At 62.1% G+C, this 16,374-nt stretch carries 17 protein-coding genes; all 17 read right to left on the minus strand.

Annotated features, from left to right (window positions below):
* Positions 1 to 18 precede the first annotated feature (18 nt).
* The 17 genes from KVG95_RS07740 to KVG95_RS07820 all read right to left on the minus strand — a co-directional run bounded on the left by KVG95_RS07740 (position 19) and on the right by KVG95_RS07820 (position 16,366).
* A complete protein-coding gene (locus tag KVG95_RS07740; protein ID WP_217855414.1) occupies positions 19 to 1,245 on the minus strand; it encodes a beta-ketoacyl-ACP synthase in 1,227 nt (408 codons plus the stop codon).
* Positions 1,245 to 1,973: a 3-oxoacyl-ACP reductase FabG gene (gene fabG, locus KVG95_RS07745; protein WP_217855416.1), complete on the minus strand. Its 729-nt coding sequence runs from the start codon at positions 1,971 to 1,973 to the stop codon at positions 1,245 to 1,247. The genes KVG95_RS07740 and fabG overlap by 1 nt, the downstream gene beginning before the upstream one ends.
* The gene (locus KVG95_RS07750) at positions 1,973 to 2,431 is read right to left on the minus strand and encodes a hotdog family protein (RefSeq protein ID WP_008009164.1); all 459 of its coding nucleotides are present in this window, start codon (positions 2,429 to 2,431) and stop codon (positions 1,973 to 1,975) included. The genes fabG and KVG95_RS07750 overlap by 1 nt, the downstream gene beginning before the upstream one ends.
* Positions 2,428 to 3,624, minus strand: a complete 1,197-nt coding sequence (locus KVG95_RS07755; RefSeq protein WP_217855418.1) for a beta-ketoacyl-[acyl-carrier-protein] synthase family protein — start codon at positions 3,622 to 3,624, stop codon at positions 2,428 to 2,430. Before KVG95_RS07755 ends, KVG95_RS07750 begins: the two co-directional genes overlap by 4 nt.
* A complete protein-coding gene (locus KVG95_RS07760) occupies positions 3,621 to 4,103 on the minus strand; it encodes a DUF3261 domain-containing protein (RefSeq protein ID WP_217855420.1) in 483 nt (160 codons plus the stop codon). Before KVG95_RS07760 ends, KVG95_RS07755 begins: the two co-directional genes overlap by 4 nt.
* Positions 4,103 to 4,828 (minus strand): class I SAM-dependent methyltransferase, encoded by a 726-nt coding sequence (locus KVG95_RS07765; RefSeq protein WP_217855427.1) that lies wholly within the window; start codon positions 4,826 to 4,828, stop codon positions 4,103 to 4,105. Before KVG95_RS07765 ends, KVG95_RS07760 begins: the two co-directional genes overlap by 1 nt.
* Positions 4,825 to 6,072 carry an NAD(P)/FAD-dependent oxidoreductase gene (locus KVG95_RS07770; RefSeq protein ID WP_217855429.1) on the minus strand — a complete coding sequence of 416 codons (1,248 nt, stop codon included), beginning with the start codon at positions 6,070 to 6,072 and terminating at the stop codon, positions 4,825 to 4,827. The genes KVG95_RS07765 and KVG95_RS07770 overlap by 4 nt, the downstream gene beginning before the upstream one ends.
* On the minus strand, positions 6,059 to 7,219 hold the full coding sequence (locus KVG95_RS07775; RefSeq protein ID WP_217855431.1) for a sodium:proton antiporter: 1,161 nt from the start codon (positions 7,217 to 7,219) through the stop codon (positions 6,059 to 6,061). The genes KVG95_RS07770 and KVG95_RS07775 overlap by 14 nt, the downstream gene beginning before the upstream one ends.
* Positions 7,216 to 9,555 (minus strand): MMPL family transporter, encoded by a 2,340-nt coding sequence (locus KVG95_RS07780; RefSeq protein ID WP_217855433.1) that lies wholly within the window; start codon positions 9,553 to 9,555, stop codon positions 7,216 to 7,218. Before KVG95_RS07780 ends, KVG95_RS07775 begins: the two co-directional genes overlap by 4 nt.
* Positions 9,539 to 10,141 (minus strand): outer membrane lipoprotein carrier protein LolA, encoded by a 603-nt coding sequence (locus KVG95_RS07785; RefSeq protein ID WP_217855435.1) that lies wholly within the window; start codon positions 10,139 to 10,141, stop codon positions 9,539 to 9,541. The genes KVG95_RS07780 and KVG95_RS07785 overlap by 17 nt, the downstream gene beginning before the upstream one ends.
* Complete coding sequence (locus KVG95_RS07790) at positions 10,138 to 10,563, minus strand: acyl-CoA thioesterase (RefSeq protein ID WP_217855437.1); 426 nt, start codon at positions 10,561 to 10,563, stop codon at positions 10,138 to 10,140. Before KVG95_RS07790 ends, KVG95_RS07785 begins: the two co-directional genes overlap by 4 nt.
* A complete protein-coding gene (locus tag KVG95_RS07795; protein WP_217855440.1) occupies positions 10,556 to 12,100 on the minus strand; it encodes an HAL/PAL/TAL family ammonia-lyase in 1,545 nt (514 codons plus the stop codon). The genes KVG95_RS07790 and KVG95_RS07795 overlap by 8 nt, the downstream gene beginning before the upstream one ends.
* Positions 12,081 to 13,028: a lysophospholipid acyltransferase family protein gene (locus KVG95_RS07800; protein WP_217855442.1), complete on the minus strand. Its 948-nt coding sequence runs from the start codon at positions 13,026 to 13,028 to the stop codon at positions 12,081 to 12,083. Before KVG95_RS07800 ends, KVG95_RS07795 begins: the two co-directional genes overlap by 20 nt.
* The gene (locus KVG95_RS07805) at positions 13,025 to 13,759 is read right to left on the minus strand and encodes a glycosyltransferase family 2 protein (protein WP_217855811.1); all 735 of its coding nucleotides are present in this window, start codon (positions 13,757 to 13,759) and stop codon (positions 13,025 to 13,027) included. The genes KVG95_RS07800 and KVG95_RS07805 overlap by 4 nt, the downstream gene beginning before the upstream one ends.
* Before the next feature lie 131 nt (positions 13,760 to 13,890).
* Positions 13,891 to 15,573: an acyl-CoA synthetase family protein gene (locus KVG95_RS07810; protein ID WP_217855444.1), complete on the minus strand. Its 1,683-nt coding sequence runs from the start codon at positions 15,571 to 15,573 to the stop codon at positions 13,891 to 13,893.
* Positions 15,570 to 16,115, minus strand: a complete 546-nt coding sequence (locus KVG95_RS07815; protein WP_030129182.1) for a COG4648 family protein — start codon at positions 16,113 to 16,115, stop codon at positions 15,570 to 15,572. Before KVG95_RS07815 ends, KVG95_RS07810 begins: the two co-directional genes overlap by 4 nt.
* The gene (locus KVG95_RS07820) at positions 16,112 to 16,366 is read right to left on the minus strand and encodes an acyl carrier protein (protein WP_007903178.1); all 255 of its coding nucleotides are present in this window, start codon (positions 16,364 to 16,366) and stop codon (positions 16,112 to 16,114) included. The genes KVG95_RS07815 and KVG95_RS07820 overlap by 4 nt, the downstream gene beginning before the upstream one ends.
* Positions 16,367 to 16,374 lie beyond the last annotated feature (8 nt).

A 16,374-nucleotide genomic window follows, 5' to 3' on the forward strand; every position in this document is an offset into this window, starting at 1 on the left:
GACCCTGAGTAATTCCGATTACGACCAGCGGCGGAAAATCAACGAGGTGTTGACCCCACCAAAAGCGAAATTGTTGTTCATCACGTACTGGTTGCTCATCTGCCGGAATTCACCGCGCAGGTAATCGAGCTTGCCGCACTGCGGATCGACCTCATCGAGGTTGAACGTATGCACGTACTGGTCGCGGTTCATCATTTCGATGCTGAACCAGGACTCCAGAGCGCCGCAGGCTCCCAGGGTATGACCGAGGAAACTCTTCTGCGAACTGATTGGCATGTGTTCGCCGAACAACGCGCTGGTGGCCAGTGTTTCGGCAATGTCGCCCTGTTCCGTAGCGGTGCCATGACCGTTCACATAGCCGATGTCCGAAGGCTGCAGTCCGGCGTCTTCCAGGGCGAGTTCCATGGCCCGCCGCATGGTGAGCTGCTCCGGACGGGTGGCGTGCTGACCGTCGGCGTTGCTGCCGAAACCCACGATCTCGGCGTGGATATGTGCACCGCGCGCCAGGGCGTGTTCGAGTTCTTCAAGCACCAGCATGCCGCCGCCTTCACCGATAACCAGGCCATCGCGGCCGGTGTCGTAAGGGCGAGGGTTGGTTTGCGGGGCGTCGTTTTTCAGGCTGGTGGCGTAGAGCGCATCGAACACCATGGCTTCGGTCGGGCACAGCTCTTCGGCGCCGCCGGCGAGCATCAGCGGCAGGCGGCCGAACTTGATCGATTCGTAGGCATAACCGATGCCCTGGCTGCCGCTGGTGCAGGCGCTGGAGGTCGGGATCAGTCGGCCGGTGAGGCCAAAGAAGATGCTGATATTCGCTGCCGTGGTGTGCGGCATCATTCGTACGTAAGAGTTGGCGTTCAGGCCTTCGGCCACTGAGTTGAGCAGCATTTTGCCGAACGCCTTGATCTCGTCGGTGCTGCCGGTGGACGAGCCGCAGGAAACGCCCATGCGTCCGTCCTTGATCGACTCGTCACCCAGCAGACCGGCGTCCGTCAAGGCCTGTTCAGCCGCGCCCACGGCCAGGCGCGAGACGCGGCCCATGCTGCGCAGCTGCTTGCGGGTCCAGTGGCTTGGCACCTTGAAGTCATCGATCGGCCCGGCCAGGCGCGTGTTGAGTTCAGTGAAACGGTCCCACTCGTCCATGCGGCGGATGCCGCTGCGATTGGCGGCGAAGTTGCCGGCGATGGTGTCCCAGTCGCTGCCCAGTGAGGTAATGCCGGCCATGCCGGTGACGACGACGCGTTTCATCAGCACAGGCCTCCATTGACGGCCAGAACCTGCCGGGTGATGTACGACGCTTCCGCCGACATCAGGAAATTCACCGCACCGGCCACCTCTTCCGGGGTACCCATGCGTTGTGCGGGGATCATTTTCATCAGTTCTTCCACCGGCACGTTTTCGTCGAGCATCGCCGTGTCGATCAGGCCGGGTGCGACACAGTTAACCGTGATTTTGCGCTTGCCCAGTTCGATCGCCAGCGCCTTGGCTGCGCCGATCAAACCGGCCTTGGACGCGCTGTAATTGACTTGCCCGCGATTGCCGATCAGGCCGGAGACCGAGGTAATGCAGACAATCCGTCCGGCGGCGCGACGACGGATCATCGGCATCATTACCGGGTGCAGCACGTTGTAGAAGCCGTCGAGATTGGTGCGCATCACCAGATCCCAATCCTCCTCGCTCAGGGCTGGAAAAGCACCGTCGCGGGTCAGGCCAGCGTTGAGCACTACGCCGTAATAGGCGCCATGAGCTTCGACATCGGCTTCGAGAATAGCTTTGCAACGGGCACGGTCGGACACGTCGAATTGCAGAATGCGAGCGTTGCGGCCCAGGGCCTCGATTTCGGCCTTGACGGCTTCGGCGTCCGCCAGACCACTGCGGCAATGCAGCACGATGTCATGCCCGGCTCGGGCCAGACGCAACGCGATGGCGCGGCCGATACCACGGCTGGAGCCGGTGACCAGTACGGATTCAGTCATCACTCGACTCCTTGGGGTTCATGAAGATATTGCGCGGCCTGGGGCGGGCGAAACACGTTCAGCCGGGCGGTGGCGTGGATGCCGGGGGCGGTGAGATGGCATTCGAACACACCCATGCCGTTGTCGTCTTCCAGCGAGCGTATCCCATGAATGGTCAACTCGGTGCCGGCGGGGAAGTGTTCCACGTTGCATTCGAATTTTCGGGTGCCGAGCAGGAAACCCAACTCCACCGCATTGCCTTTCTGGCGCGCATGGCAGCCGGCGTACGCGGCGACGCTCTGGGCCATCAGCTCGATGCCGACCCAGGCCGGCAGGCTGCCGTCGGGGCGGTTGAACAGCCCGCCGGGTTTGACGGTGAGTCGGGTGTGAATCTGCTCGTCATCGAACGACAGGATCTGCTCGATGAGGATCATGTCGCCAGCATGCGGCAGCAGTTCGGCGAGCGGCCAGGCAATCATGGGGCGTCTCCGATAATCAGGCTGACGTTATTGCCACCGAAGGCAAAGGAATTGCTCATCAGGTAGCGAGGTGCAATGGACGTCAGGTGGTCGGTCGGGGTCACCCAATGCAGGGCCGGTAATTCGGGGTCGGCCTTGCCGTCCCAGACGTGAGGCGGCAAGGCATGTTCGCTGTTGTCCGCGCTCAGGCTCAACCAGCAGAACGCCGCCTCCAGGGCACCGGCAGCGCCGAGGGTATGGCCGGTCATCGGTTTGGTCGATGAGCAGGGCACGCCTTGCGGGAATAGCGTCGTCACGGCCAGGCTTTCCATGGCGTCGTTATGTTGCGTGGCGGTGCCGTGCAGGTTCAGATAACCGATCTGCTGCGGTTGCAGGCCCGCGCGGCTCAAGGCTTTGCGCATCGCTTGCAGAGCGCCACGGCCGGTCGGTTCCGGCGCGGAAATATGGTGTGCATCGGAACTGGCGCCACTGCCGAGCAGGGCAATCGGTTGGCTATTGCCGGCGCATTTGCTCATCAGAAACAGCACCGCCGCTTCGCCGATATTGATGCCGTTGCGGTTGGCTGAAAACGGGTTGCAGCGCTGCTCGGACACCGCTTCCAGGGCCGAGAAACCGTTGAGGGTCAGCTTGCACAAGCTGTCGACACCGCCGCACAACACAGCGTCGCACACGCCCAGATCGAGCAGTCGTTGAGCACTCATCAGCGCACGGGCGCTGGAGGTGCAGGCGGTGGAAATCACATAGGCCGGGCCGCTCAATTGCAGCCAGTCGGCGAGAAACGTCGCCGGCGCGCCGAGTTCCTGTTGCTGATAGTCATAATCGGCAGGGAACTGATGCTCTCGGATGTAATGGGCCAGACCGCTGCTGGCCTCGTGAATGCCCGAGGTGCTGGTGCCCAGAATGACGCCGATACGGTCGCGACCGTAGGTCTGGATCGCCTGCTCGATGTCTTCGCGGATCTGCAGCGCAGCCTCCAGCAGCAATTGATTGTTGCGACTGCTTTGATGCGCCAGCTCAGCCGGAATCGGCGCCAGCTCACCGCGCACCGCCGCGACCGGCAGCGAGCGTTCCACCACCCAGCCGGCCTCGCTGCGCATGCCCGAGCAATCGCCGGCAAACAGGTTGCGGGCGACTTCCTGCTTGTCGCGGCCCAAGGCGCAGATCACCCCGAGGGCGTTCAGATAAGCCGTCATGGCGTGTGCTCGCCTAACGGAGTAATGCGATAGTGCGGGCCTTGGGACACGTTCAATTCAAAGCTCAATGGTTGTGAGTAACGAATGTTCCAGCGCGGTGACAATGACCGTTGCCCGCCATCCTGCCGGGCGGCGGGATAGCTGCCATGCAACTCGCCCGCAGGGGTCAACGCAAACAACAAGGCGGCGAACAGCTCCCGGGCTTCCGGATTGGGCGGCAGCAGGCCGTCGGCCTGCCACTGGCCATCGATCAATTTCTGCCGTGCCACGGGAATCCCCAAAGGGTCCATCATCGACCAGCGAATGCCTGGACCTTCACGCTGGATCACCAGTAGCCAGTCCTGACGCTGTTCGGCCATCTGCCGTTCGATGTGCAGTTGCAGCGGCAACGCCAGGTTCGGGGTTCGCTCGGGCAGCGGTGCCTGGCTGGCGCAAGCGCTCAGCAACAGGAGGCAACCCAGAAGCAGGAAACGGATCATCAGGCACACCCTTCAAGAGGCTTGCGCGCGACTACATTGACCAGAGTTTCTTCCCGTTGGCCAAAGGTTTTGGGCTGGCGCAGGCCGAAGCGTTCGAGCAGGCCGAAATCCTTGGCGCGACTCCACCACAAGTAAGGGTAAGACACGTTCTGCACGCCGAATTCAAAACCCTGCCGACGAATCATCTCCAGGTAGCCGGCGGCGCTCTTCTGCACGTGCATCGGGTGGCGGAACAGCCAACGAATCACCCATGTATCAATGTAAGCCTCGGTGGACTCGGCGAACAGCAAATAGCCGCCCGGCTTGAGCACCCGATAGAACTCGGCCAGGGCCTGATCCTGCTCGACAAGGTGATGGAAGGTCTGGTGACAGAACAGCAGATCGACGCTGGCGTCCGGCACTTTGATGTTCGCGCAGTCACTGCCGATGAGTTCTACATCCATGCCCTGGCGAGCCGCTTCTTCGCCGCTCAGGTTCAGGCTGTGAGGGTCGGCATCCAGCCCGATCAGGCGCCGAGGCGCGAAGGTCTGGCGCAGGTACTGGAACGATTTGCCCTGGCCGCAACCGGCATCCAGCAATACCGGGTTGTCGGGCAATGGCGCGCTGAACAGGTCGCGCAAATCATTGATCGCCACTCGCAATACATGGTGCTGCCAGGTGTGACTGCGCAGAAACCAGAAACCGAAACGGGTTTCTTCGACATAGTTGTCGCTCAAGTAACTCATGTCGGATCCTGGGCGCACAGGTCCGAAATCATCCGCAGTCGACGTTTGGGTTCGCTGACAAACGGGTTGCGTTCATCCCAGGCGTAACCCGCGAGGATCGAGCTGATCATGCGGCGGATTTCCGCTGCGCCGCCCTGATAGAAAATCACATCCTGAAAGGTCCCGGCGTACCAGCCTTCGACGTAGCAACGGAAGGTGTCGACGCCGCGCTTGAGCGGTTCGGCGAACTCGGTCTGCCAGTCGACGCTTTCACCTTGCAATTGGCGGTGCAGCACCCCGGCGGCCATGCTCGCCGAACGCATGGCGATGGTCACACCGGAAGAGAACACCGGGTCGAGAAATTCCGCCGCGTTGCCCAACAGAGCGAAACCTTTGCCGTGCAGGGTTTTGACGTTGGCAGAATAGCCGCCGATGGTCCGCGCGGGCGTATCCCACACGGCGTTGTTCAGCACACCGGCCAGGCTTGGGGTTTCAGCGATAAAGCCGCGCAGGCAATCGTCCAGATTCTCGGTGCGGCCTTCGAAGTGTTCGGCAGACGCCACTACGCCCACCGAGCAACGGCCGTTGCTGAATGGGATGGTCCAGAACCAGATATCACGCTGGGTCGGATGGGTGGTGATGAGAATTTTCTCCCGGTCGAAAGCCGGGTTGTCGATACAGTCTTCGACGTGGGTGAACACGGCCTGGCGCACCGGGAAGTTCGACGGTGCTTCAAGATCGAGCAAGCGCGGCAGCACGCGACCGTAGCCGCTGGCGTCGAGCACGAAGTCTGCCTCGACGCGGTATTGACTGCCGTCTTCGCGAAGCACATCGAGCTGCGGTTTCGGCAGGCTGAAATCGGCGCTGACGATGGCTTCGCCATAACGGACATCGACACCCTGCAACTCAGCTTGATCGGCCAGCAGCTTGTCGAAGTCGGCGCGCGTGACCTGGAACGTGGTCGGCTTGCCGTTGGTGAAGGTGTCGCCGAAATCGAAGGTGCTGTACTGATCGCCCCAAGCGAACGCTGCACCGTTTTTGCGCTGGAAACCAGCAGCATTTACCGCCTCGAGCATGCCGGCTTCTTCGACGAAATCCAGGCAGTGGGACAGCAGGCTTTCACCGATGGAAAACCGTGGGAAATGCTGGCGCTCGATCATCAGCACATCATGACCTTTACGCTTGAGCAGCGCGGCGGCGATGGCGCCCGAGGGGCCGGCGCCGATTACCAGTACCTGACGACGTTCCATTTCAACTGTTGGCACGGGTGCTCCTTGCCGGGGCGGCGATGTTCAAAGGGATTCGGTGCATGCCGGCGAGTGCCGGCAGCAGGGTTGCGATCAGGCCCATCAGCATCAGCGCGAAGTACAGCGCCGGGCTGATGAGCTGTTGTTGCAGCAGCAGGTTGAGAAAGACGATCTCGCTCAAGCCGCGAATATTCAGCAGCAGGCTTTCCCGCCAGCGGCTGGCACCTTCAAACGAGGCGCCAGCCCAGCCGAGGCCCAGCCAGTTGCCCAACAGTTTGCTGGCGATCGGCAACAGCAGGAGCGCGGCCAGTTGCACGCCGCTGAGACTGTCGATGGCGCTGTGCACGTTGATCTGCACGATGCCGAACGTGAGGATCAGCGGGATGGCAATCCAGGTTTGCAAACGGCTCATCCACGCCGCCGACAATGGCAGCACCAATGGCACCTTGAGCGTGGCCATGCACAGCAGATAGCCGATGCCGAAAATCAGCGCATTGAGTTTGAAGTGTTCGGCGACCACCAGCAGCGCGAAGAAGCAGCCGCTGTGCAGCAACGGTTGGCGCAACCCGAGCAGCCGCAGCAACAACGGCAGGCAGGCGCCGGCCAGCGGCAGCAAGAGGCTGCTCAGGTGCAGGCTGCCTTGGGCGAACGCGAACAGGGTCCAGCAGGTCAGGTCGATCAGGATCGCGGTCTGCACCAGGCGTCGGGTGGCAGCGGGCGGGTAGTTGATGTGTCGCAGGTACAGATACAACACGGGAATCGCGGTGATGGCGAACAGCAGACCGACCGCCAGCGAGCTGATCCACGGCTGCGGCGGCAACAACCAGACTGCCGTTACCAGCCCGCAGGCAAACGGAATGCAGAAACTCGGCAGGGCGATTTTCAGGCTCTGGCGTTCCAGCCGCAGGTCAATCACGTCGCTGAGGATGTGCCCCAACAGTAAGGCAAAGCTCAGACTGTAGAGGTTCTTCAGCCAGTCCGGCGAGATCAGGTCGGCGCCGCTCAAGTGCCAGCCCGGTTCGATCCAGAAGTACATCAGCAATGGCAGGCCGAAGGTCGCCAGCAGCAACTGGCTGACAATCGGAATCAGACCGAAATGACGACCGATACGGGTGGCCACGGCGAACAACACCAGGGCCATCAACCAGAACACAGCGACCATCATGCTGCCGGCTCCGTGATTGGGGCGGCGTGGACTTGGCGTCCGGCCCACGGCGCCAGAATGAAACTGAACGCCAGGCCGAGGCTCACCGACAGGCCGAAGTTGCTCACCGCCGGCGTGCTGGACACCGCCAGCAGGCCGAACGACAGCCAGGTGGTCACCGCTGCCAGCAAAGTGCCCAGCAGGCTCGCCGCAGCACCACCGATCTGTTCGCGCATGAGGATCGCATAATCGACGCTGATCGCCGTCACCAGCAAGAGGCCGAACAGGCTGAACAATGTCAGCGGCTGACCGAGCCAACCCAGGCTTGCCAGACTGCACAGGGCCGCCAGCAATGGCAGGGAGACGATGCGTAACGCGCCACCGAGACCGAATGGCAGGATCAGCACCAGCACGATCAACACGCAGGAGGCGAGTTTCAGTTCAGCGGCGCTGATTTGAGTGGCGGCGAAAACCTGGTTCAGTTCGCCGAGGCGATCCACCAGTTCCACACCCGGCAAGTCCAGCGCCTGGACCCGCAGCAGCGTGGGATTGTTCAAGCCTTGCAGGCTGACCATCGCCGCCACGCCGTCATCGGTCGGTCCCAGCCACAGGGTGCGGTAGGGCTCGGCCAATGGGCCGGCCAGCGCTGCGTCGATGTCTTCGGTGGGCAGCGCCTGCAACGTTGCCAACTCGGCTTGCAACGCGGCGGCCGGCACGCCGAGTTCGAGCAACGGTTGCCAGAACTGCGGCAGTTTGCTCAGTGCTTCACGCACTTTGCGCTGTTCGCTCGGCTGGCTGACCAGTTGATTGAGCGACAGATAGCCCTGAAGTTTCTCCAGATTGACCAATTGATCCAGACGCTCGCTCAGTGCCGTCAGGCGTTCGAGCAACTCCTGCTGATTGGTCGCGCACACCAGGAAGAACTGGCTGGTAGGCTGATAGCCGGTGATGCGCGCGATGGTCTGGGCTTCGTCAGTCAGTTGCTGCGGCGTGCCGACCCATTGGCGAATGTCGTTTTTGCTCTGCAACTGCAACAGACCGCCGACACAGAAGGCGATCAGCAGTGCCAGCAGTACCGGCGTGCGCAAGTATTTCAGCAGCGATTCACGCAGCTCCAGCAACTTCTCGGCGATGCGCATCGGCCATTGTGCCGGACGCAGATCCACGCCCTTGAGCAGCGCTGGCAGCAGGCACACTGCCGACAGATAGGCGCCCACCAGACCGGCGGCGGAGAACACGGCAATTTGGGTCAGGGCCGGGAACGGCGTCCAGGCCAGGGCCAGGTAGCCGATGCAACTGGTGATCAGGCTCAGCGTCAGCCCCGGCAGGGTCAGGCGCAACGCCGGCCAGCTGTGCCAGGGTTTCAGGCTCCAGCTTTTGGACAGGTAATGCAGCGGGTAATCCACCGCCACGCCGATCAGGCTGGAGCCCAACACCAGCGTCATCACATGCATGTGACCGAACAGCGCCACGCAGGCAACCGCGCCGAACAGCATGCCCACCAGCACCGGGACGAATGCCAACAACACCCGCCAGCGCCGGAAGGCCAGCAACAGCAACAACAAAATCCCGACCGTGGCGCCGCCGCCGACCCAGGTCATCTCGCGTGCGGCTTGCCGTTGACCGCTGGCGGCATACAACAGGCCACTGGCGGCGAGTAGTTGCACATCCGACCGGGCGGCTTCTTCGCGACTGTGCTGGAGCAGGTCAGCCACTTGCAGCGGCAGGTTCATGTCGAATGCGTTGCCGACGGTTCGCGCCCGCAGCATCACCCAACTCTTGCCGTCAGCATCGGCAACCAGCGCACCGCTGCCGATGTCCAGTTGCACAGAGCCGTGCTGTGGCTGGCTGTTCTGGATGCGCCCGGTCAGGCCGAGCCAGTCGTCCTGGCTCGGCACCAGGCTGAAGCCGGTGAACGGGTCGAACAGGGCTTGTACCCGTTGCTGAATAAAGGCGTCGGGGTGCTCGATGAGTTGCTGCCGGTCGGCCGCGGACAGCATCGCCAGGCGGCCTTGCAGCAATTGCGTGCGTAGCGCCGGCAAGTCGGCCTGCAGGTTCCACTGGACCTTTTCGAACACGCCGCTGGCCTGCCATTGCTCGCCCAGCTTTTGCGCCATGGCGATGGCTTGCTGGCGGTCTTTATGGCCGACCAGCACCAGCATTTCCCGATTCAATGGTTCTTGCATGCGTTGTTCGGCGCGCAGTTCCAGGGCGTCCGGCGCGGTGCCTGGCACCAATTCCATCAGGTTGGCCGACAGTGGTGTGTCGCCGCGCCATTGCCAGCCGGCGAGCGCGAGCACCGCCAGCAGCAGGATCAGAAACAGCCGCGGCAGCATCCGTTCACTCGGCAAAGTCATGTTGCTCCGCATCGCTCAAAGGTTGTGCGCTGGTGCTGTCCTGCATGCGCAACAGGGTTCGGTCACCCTGGGTTTCGAGCAGCTCGATGCTGTGCACCAGTTCGCCACCGTCAATGTTGATCTGATTGAACACCTGCTTGAGCAGCATCGAACGCGGGGTCAGGGTCAGCTTCCAGTTTTGTGCGTCGCCGCTCAGCGAAAGCTCGAAATCCCGTTGCAGGCCACTGCTGTCGCCTTGCAGCACCGCGAGGAACAAGCGGTTCTGCTCGGCGCCGGCGCTCTTGTTCGGCAGCATTTGCCAACCGTTGGCATCACGCCGGGCAATGCCCTTGTCGCTGATGCGGTAGTCCTGTTGCAGCGGGGTTTTCAGCAGCCAGAGCAGACCATGGTTTTTTGCCAGAACGAAGGAGCCCTTGCTGGTCAGCGGCTGGGGCAGGGCGCGCAGGTGTTTTTCCTGGATGAAGCTGCCGTGGATCACATCGGGTTTGGCCAGTTGATCGCTGAGCTGTTGCAGATCGAAGGCTTGCGCCAATGATGAAAGCCCGAGCAACGCGAAGGCGCCGAGGCATTTGAGCAGCGAATTCATGGCAGCATCCTTTCAACCGCGTCGGTGAACACCTTCGGTGAGGCCAGCTGCATTTCGCGGCTGCTCATGTCGACGGCGACCTGCACGGAACAGGCGCGGGTCAGGCGCTCGCCGGTGGCCAGATCGCTGATCAGATAGGTGATCTTCAGGCGGTTTTCCCACTCCACCAGGCTGGCGCGCACATTCAGCATCTGGCCGAACACGGCACCGCGCACATAGCGCAGCTGCAAGTCGATCACCGGCCACGCGTAACCCGACGCCACCATGGCGTCGTAGTTGTGGCCGATCTTGTCCAGCAGCGCACAGCGGGCGACTTCCAGGTATTTGACGTAATGGCCGTGCCAGACCACGTTCATGGTGTCGACGTCAAAGAACGGTACGAGGATTTCCGTGTCGGTGTGAAGCACTCCCTTGCTACGCATGCAGCCTCCAGTGTTGTTCGGCGATGCGTTGCAGGCACAGGCGCAATTCACCTTCCAGCGCACGGTCTTCGATGACCGGCGGGAAGTCCTTGGCCAATTCTTCGTGCATCGCGGCCAGGGCCGGTGGCAGTGGGCGCGCGTCTTCAGCCCGGCCGCGCAGCCAGACGCCCTGATTGGCGGCGAGCAAGGTGGCAGCGGCGACCTGTTCGGTCAGCTCCAGCACGCGGATGGCGTCGCGGGCGGCGATGGTGCCCATGCTGACTTTGTCCTGGTTGTGGCACTCGGTGGAGCGCGAGAAGACGCTGGCCGGCATGGTGTTTTTCAGCGCTTCGGCGGTCCAGGCGCTGGTGCCGATCTGCACGGCCTTGAAGCCGTGGTTGAGCATCGCGCGGTCGGCGGTGGCGCCGGACAGGTTGCTCGGCAAGCCATGGTTGTAACGCTCGTCCACCAACAGTGCGAGCTGACGGTCGAGCAAGTCGGCGACGTTGGCCACCAGGGTTTTCAGGCTGTCCATGGCGAAGGCGATATGGCCGCCGTAGAAGTGCCCACCGTGCAGTACGCGTTCGGCTTCGGCGTCGATGATCGGGTTGTCGTTGGCGCTGTTGAGTTCGATCTCGATGAACGAGCGCAGCCAGTTCAGGCTGTCGGCCAGCACACCGAGCACGTGCGGCGCACAACGCAGGGAATAACGGTCTTGCAGGCGATGCAGCGGCGCGGTCGGCGCATCGATCGCCAGGTCCTTGCGCAACCATGCGGCGACTTGCATCTGCCCTGGATGGGGTTTGGCGGCGAACAGGCGCTCGTCGAAGTGTTCCGGGTTGCCCTGCAAAGCGACCACGTTCAGCGCGGTGATGCGCGTGGCCAGTTGCAGCAGGTAATCAGCGCGGGCATAAGCCAGGCAAGCGAGGCCGGTCATCACGGCGGTGCCGTTCATCAGCGCCAGCGCTTCTTTGGGGCGCAATACCAGCGGTTCCCAGCCCAGTTCGCTGTGCACATCGGCGGCTTGTCGACGCTCACCACGGAACATCACTTCGCGCTCGCCGGACAAGGTCGCGGCGACGTAGGACAGCGGCGTCAGATCACCACTGGCGCCCACCGAACCTTCTTCCGGAATCAGCGGCAGAATGTCGTGTTCGAGGAAGGCTTGCAGACGCTCCAGCAGTTCCACGCGTACCCCGGAAACGCCGTAGCAAAGCGATTGCAAACGCGCCGCCAGCACCGCGCGGGTGGCTTGGGCGTCGAGCAGTTTGCCCAGGCCGCAGCCGTGGAAGGTATACAAGTGACGGGGCAGAGCTTCGACGTGGTGCAGCGGCACCGCCACCACACAGGAATCGCCATAACCGGTGGTCACACCGTAAATCACGCCTTCCTTGTCCAACAGGGAGTCAAGGAACTGCGGCCCCTTGGCGATGCGCTGGCGAAACTCGGGGTCGCCCTGCAACTGCGTCGGCACCTGGCGGTTGGCCAGGGCTAACACGTCCTCGATGCACAAAGGGAGTTCGCCGAAGGTTACCGGCTCAAGCGTTGGCGTCGTCATCGGTCTTCCAGAAAGGGTAAAAGTTGAACCATTGTTGGGGCGCTTCAAGGCAATAGTGACTCAGGCGTTCGGCGTAGCGGGAGGCCCACTGATGAATGACCTGTTCGCGGTCGCTGCGTTTCCACACGATGGCGTCGGCGAACGGTTCGAGGGTCAGTCGATAGTCGCCAGTGGGTTTCTTCAGGCACAGCATCAGGTTGATCGGGCATTTCAGCAGACCGGCCAGCAACCATGGGCCCTGAGGAAACGCGGCTTGATGGCCGAGGAAATCCACGCTCACGCTGCGTCCGCCATGCAGCGGCACGCGGTCGCCGGCAATCGCCAGCCATTCGCCGCGCTCCAGGCGTTCATGCAGTTGCAGCATGATCACCGGGTCCAGCTCGCTGACCTGGATCAGCCGCAGATTGGTCGCCCCGGCTTCGCCCAGCAGACGGTTGAATTGTTCGGCGTGCTTGGTGTGCACCAGCACGTTCATGGTGACTTTCTCACCGATCTCGGCCAGCGCCCGGCAGACCTCGAGATTGCCCAGGTGTGCGCCCACCAGCATTTGCCCGCGTGTACCGCGCAGTTTATTGCGCAGCAGCGCCGGGTCGATGATTTCGATTTGATCGATGCTCAGCTTGCCGTTCCACACATCGAGCTTGTCGAGCATAGAGTCGGCGAACGCCATGAACTGGCCGAACACCCGCCAATGGCTCGGGCGCAATTCGCTACGACCGCTCCAGTCGGCAAGCCGCTGCTGGTATTGCCAGGCGCTTTGGCGGGCGCTGCGTCCGAACAGGAAAAAATACAGCACGATGCCGTACAGCAGCGGGCTCAACAGTCGGCGACCCAAGACTTTTGCGCAGAGCGCGGTGAACTTCATCAACCAGAAACTGCCGCGCTCCTGGCGGTCGGCCCAATGCTGTTTGTCTGCGTTGTCGCTCATGCTCGCCACCGTCGCCAGAGGATCACCGGTGCGCGCAGCAACATGCCGAAGAACAGCCGGGTGTGCATGCTCGAAATCAGTACATTGTCGTGGAACAGGCGGAAATGCGAGACGCCATCCAAGGGGTAATGGACCTTGGTTTTCAGCCACTGCATTGGCATATTGCGCCAGGCAAGGCGCACCAGGATGTCGGAGTCGAAGTCCATGCGTTTACCAATCCTGGCCGAGTCGATCAGTGCCAGTGTTGGTGGCAATGGATAGACGCGAAAGCCGCACATGGAGTCGCGAATCTGCAATGACAGGGTGTTGATCCACACCATGACGTGCGTCAGGTAGCGGGCGTACAAACGGCCCTTCGGCACGCTGTCGTCGTATTGCGGATAGCCGCAGATCACCGCCTCGGGATTAGCGCGCGAATGCTCGATGAAGACTTTGACGTCTTGCAGGTCGTGCTGGCCGTCAGCGTCCACCTGCAAGGCGTGGCTGAAGCCCAGGCGCGAAGCTTCGCGCAAACCGGTCATCACCGCGCCGCCCTTGCCTTGATTGACGGTGAGCCTGATCAGGTAAACCCGGTCACGCAGGGCCAGTTGATCAAGTACCTTGGCGCAGGCCGGACTGCTGGCATCGTCCACTAGAATGCAAGGCAGGCCACTGGCAAGCAGGGCATCGACCACGGCAGTGATTGCGGTTTCGTGGTTGTAGACCGGGATTACGGCGCAGGGGTTATGCATGATGGCGTGCATCTGAAGGATCGAGGTGTCTGCATCGCGAGCAGGCTCGCTCCCACAGGGAAATCGTGTTTAACAGAGATCCAATGTGGGAGCGAGCCTGCTCGCGATTGAGTGCGTAGCACTCACCAAAGTTATGCATCGCTGGCAGCCTCCAGCAAAATCCGCCCACTTGAGCAGGTGGCGGTTTCATTGCGATAGGCGAAATACAATTTGCTGCGCGCCGAGTCGAAGCGCAGGTGCAACTGGATTTCATCACCGGGGCGCACCAGTTGCTGGAATTTCAGCACTTCCATACCGGCGAATTTTGCCGGCAGATCCATCAATTGCTGACCCAGGCTCAGCGCCCAATCCACCTGCACCACGCCGGGCAATACCGGTGTCTGAGGGAAATGCCCGCTGAAATACGCCAGGTCTGGCGGGACGGCCAGTTGCAGGCTCCACTCGCCATCGGTGTCGATCTGCTCCAGCACTTCCGGCGCCTTTGGGCGTGGCGCCAGCAATATGGTCTCCACGTCGGCCTGAGGCAGTTTACCTTGAGCGTTCAGTGGCAATTGTCGCAACAGGCGCCAGCGACGGGGCAGGGCGAGTGCTTCGCAATGCTGGCTCAGGTGTTGGCGCAACTCCTGAGTAAGCGTACGTCGACCCTGATTGCGCAAGGCATGCAAACCCTGCTCGCTCAACACCAGCAGCGCGCCCAGCGAAGCACGGTTTTCCTGGACGACGCCAAGCCGCGCTTCAGCGACCCACTCATGGGTCATCAGCGCTTGTTCGAGCATCGGTAGCGAGATACGTTTTTCTTCCAGTTTGACGATTCGGTCCAGCCGTCCCAACAGCTCGAAACGGCCGTCGGCGGCGATGCGCGCGGCATCGGCGGTGTGTTCGATATGGCCGGCCGGCAAGTACGGTGAGGCGATAAGCAAGGCGCCATCGCTGTCCTGGCTCAGCGCAACCTCGGCGAAGGGCTGCCAGAGATTCTGGCCCTGACGCCAGGCGATGCCGCCGGTTTCCGAGCTGCCGAAGATTTCTGTCGGCCATTGTTGCAGGCGCTCATGCAGGCTTTGCGCCGCATCGGCGGGCAACGCGCCACCGGAGGAAAACACTCGGCGCACCGCGCTCAGCGCTGGCCAGTCGAGGTTGTCGCCCATGCGTTTGAGCAGTGCCGGGCTGGCGACCCAGGCGAAGGCCGAGTGTTCGCGGCTGGCGCGTTGCAGGTCTTCCGGGAAGGCCAGTTGTTTACGCACGAACGAGCGCCCGGCGCACAACGGCCACAGCACCCGAAACAGCAACCCGTAGATGTGCTGGGTGGCGACGCTGCCGATGATGCAGGCCTCGCCCAAATCTGCGCCCCACAGGTGCTCCAGCGCTTTGACTTCATTGGCCAGTTGGCGCAGGGTTTTGTCGATGCGCTTGGGTTCGCCACTGGAGCCGGAGGTGCACAGGCTCAGCTGACAGCGATCCAGATCCAGCGGGCTGGCCGGCAGCGGTGGATGCTGATAATCGCTCAAATGAGCATCGTCGGCCTGATCGGTCAGCCACAGATCGACCTCGATCGACCAGCGCTGGCGAGTCTGCGCTTGCAGGTCGGCGGGCAGCAGCACGCTGACCCCGGCACGCCAGGCGCCGAGCAGGGCAATGGCCAGGTCGGCAGCGTCCTCAAGGTGCACGGCGATGCGCTGTACGCCTTGCGCTTGCAGGCCGGCAGCCAGGCTCAGGGCCTGTTCGCACAATTGCGCGTGATTTAACGCAGGTTGCACCGTCACGGCTCGGTCCGGCTGAGCTTTGAGCAACAGTTGCTCAAGTGTTATCCAATTCATGGGCGGCCTCTTACCCGTTGTCGTATCAGCCATTCAATGGCAAACATCAGGCCGATCAATCCGTAGGAGATCAGGCCGGTGTACAACATCCACCAACTCAGCGGCGCCCAAAGGGTCAGGGCGGCGGCGCACAAGCCGTTGCAGAGAAAAAACACGCTCCAGGCAATCGTCACCTGGCGGGTGTAGCGAATGGCCCTGGCCGGTAATTCCGGCTCTCGCAGACGGGCCAGGCGTTCGATCATCGGTGGGCCGTATTTCAGGCTCAGGCCGAACAGCACCAACATGAACGCGCTGATCAGCACCGGGTACCAGCGCAGCAGCACCGGGCTGTCGAATAGCGCCAGCAGCAGGCAAAACCCGATGGCGACCGTGGCCATCCACAGGCTTCCGGGGCGCCGCTCGCCGGTCAGCGCTCGCGCCAGCCACAGGCTACCCAGCAGCAGACCGAACTGCCACGGGGCAAAATGCTCCATGCCGAAATACACCGCAAAGGGGTACAACAGGCCTGCCAGCAGCAGGCCCAGGCCGATCAATCGGCTCATGCGGCGGGTTGAACCAGACGGTAGACCGCCTCGACCACGTCGCTGACGGTACGCACCGATTTGAATTCTTCGGCGGCGATTTTCTTGCCTGTCTGGCGTTTGATGTGATCGATCAGATCGACCGCATCGATGCTGTCGATTTCCAGATCCTGATACAGGTTGGACCCCAGGCTGATGCGCTCGGGCTCCAGCTCGAAGAGTTCGACCAGAGCATCGCGCAGGGTATTGAAAATATCGTCACGAGTTTGCATGGTCCGGT

Source organism: Pseudomonas farris (assembly GCF_019145235.1).
GTDB lineage: Bacteria > Pseudomonadota > Gammaproteobacteria > Pseudomonadales > Pseudomonadaceae > Aquipseudomonas > Aquipseudomonas farris.

Excerpts from the sequence above, each read along its gene's own strand:
- KVG95_RS07740 (WP_217855414.1), bottom strand. The coding sequence starts at position 1,245 with ATGAAACGCGTCGTCGTCACCGGCATGGCCGGCATTACCTCACTGGGC.
- fabG (WP_217855416.1), bottom strand. The coding sequence starts at position 1,973 with ATGACTGAATCCGTACTGGTCACCGGCTCCAGCCGTGGTATCGGCCGC.
- KVG95_RS07750 (WP_008009164.1), bottom strand. The coding sequence starts at position 2,431 with ATGATTGCCTGGCCGCTCGCCGAACTGCTGCCGCATGCTGGCGACATG.
- KVG95_RS07755 (WP_217855418.1), bottom strand. The coding sequence starts at position 3,624 with ATGACGGCTTATCTGAACGCCCTCGGGGTGATCTGCGCCTTGGGCCGC.
- KVG95_RS07760 (WP_217855420.1), bottom strand. The coding sequence starts at position 4,103 with ATGATCCGTTTCCTGCTTCTGGGTTGCCTCCTGTTGCTGAGCGCTTGC.
- KVG95_RS07765 (WP_217855427.1), bottom strand. The coding sequence starts at position 4,828 with ATGAGTTACTTGAGCGACAACTATGTCGAAGAAACCCGTTTCGGTTTC.
- KVG95_RS07775 (WP_217855431.1), bottom strand. The coding sequence starts at position 7,219 with ATGATGGTCGCTGTGTTCTGGTTGATGGCCCTGGTGTTGTTCGCCGTG.
- KVG95_RS07780 (WP_217855433.1), bottom strand. The coding sequence starts at position 9,555 with ATGACTTTGCCGAGTGAACGGATGCTGCCGCGGCTGTTTCTGATCCTG.
- KVG95_RS07785 (WP_217855435.1), bottom strand. The coding sequence starts at position 10,141 with ATGAATTCGCTGCTCAAATGCCTCGGCGCCTTCGCGTTGCTCGGGCTT.
- KVG95_RS07790 (WP_217855437.1), bottom strand. The coding sequence starts at position 10,563 with ATGCGTAGCAAGGGAGTGCTTCACACCGACACGGAAATCCTCGTACCG.
- KVG95_RS07795 (WP_217855440.1), bottom strand. The coding sequence starts at position 12,100 with ATGACGACGCCAACGCTTGAGCCGGTAACCTTCGGCGAACTCCCTTTG.
- KVG95_RS07800 (WP_217855442.1), bottom strand. The coding sequence starts at position 13,028 with ATGAGCGACAACGCAGACAAACAGCATTGGGCCGACCGCCAGGAGCGC.
- KVG95_RS07805 (WP_217855811.1), bottom strand. The coding sequence starts at position 13,759 with ATGCATAACCCCTGCGCCGTAATCCCGGTCTACAACCACGAAACCGCA.
- KVG95_RS07810 (WP_217855444.1), bottom strand. The coding sequence starts at position 15,573 with ATGAATTGGATAACACTTGAGCAACTGTTGCTCAAAGCTCAGCCGGAC.
- KVG95_RS07815 (WP_030129182.1), bottom strand. The coding sequence starts at position 16,115 with ATGAGCCGATTGATCGGCCTGGGCCTGCTGCTGGCAGGCCTGTTGTAC.
- KVG95_RS07820 (WP_007903178.1), bottom strand. The coding sequence starts at position 16,366 with ATGCAAACTCGTGACGATATTTTCAATACCCTGCGCGATGCTCTGGTC.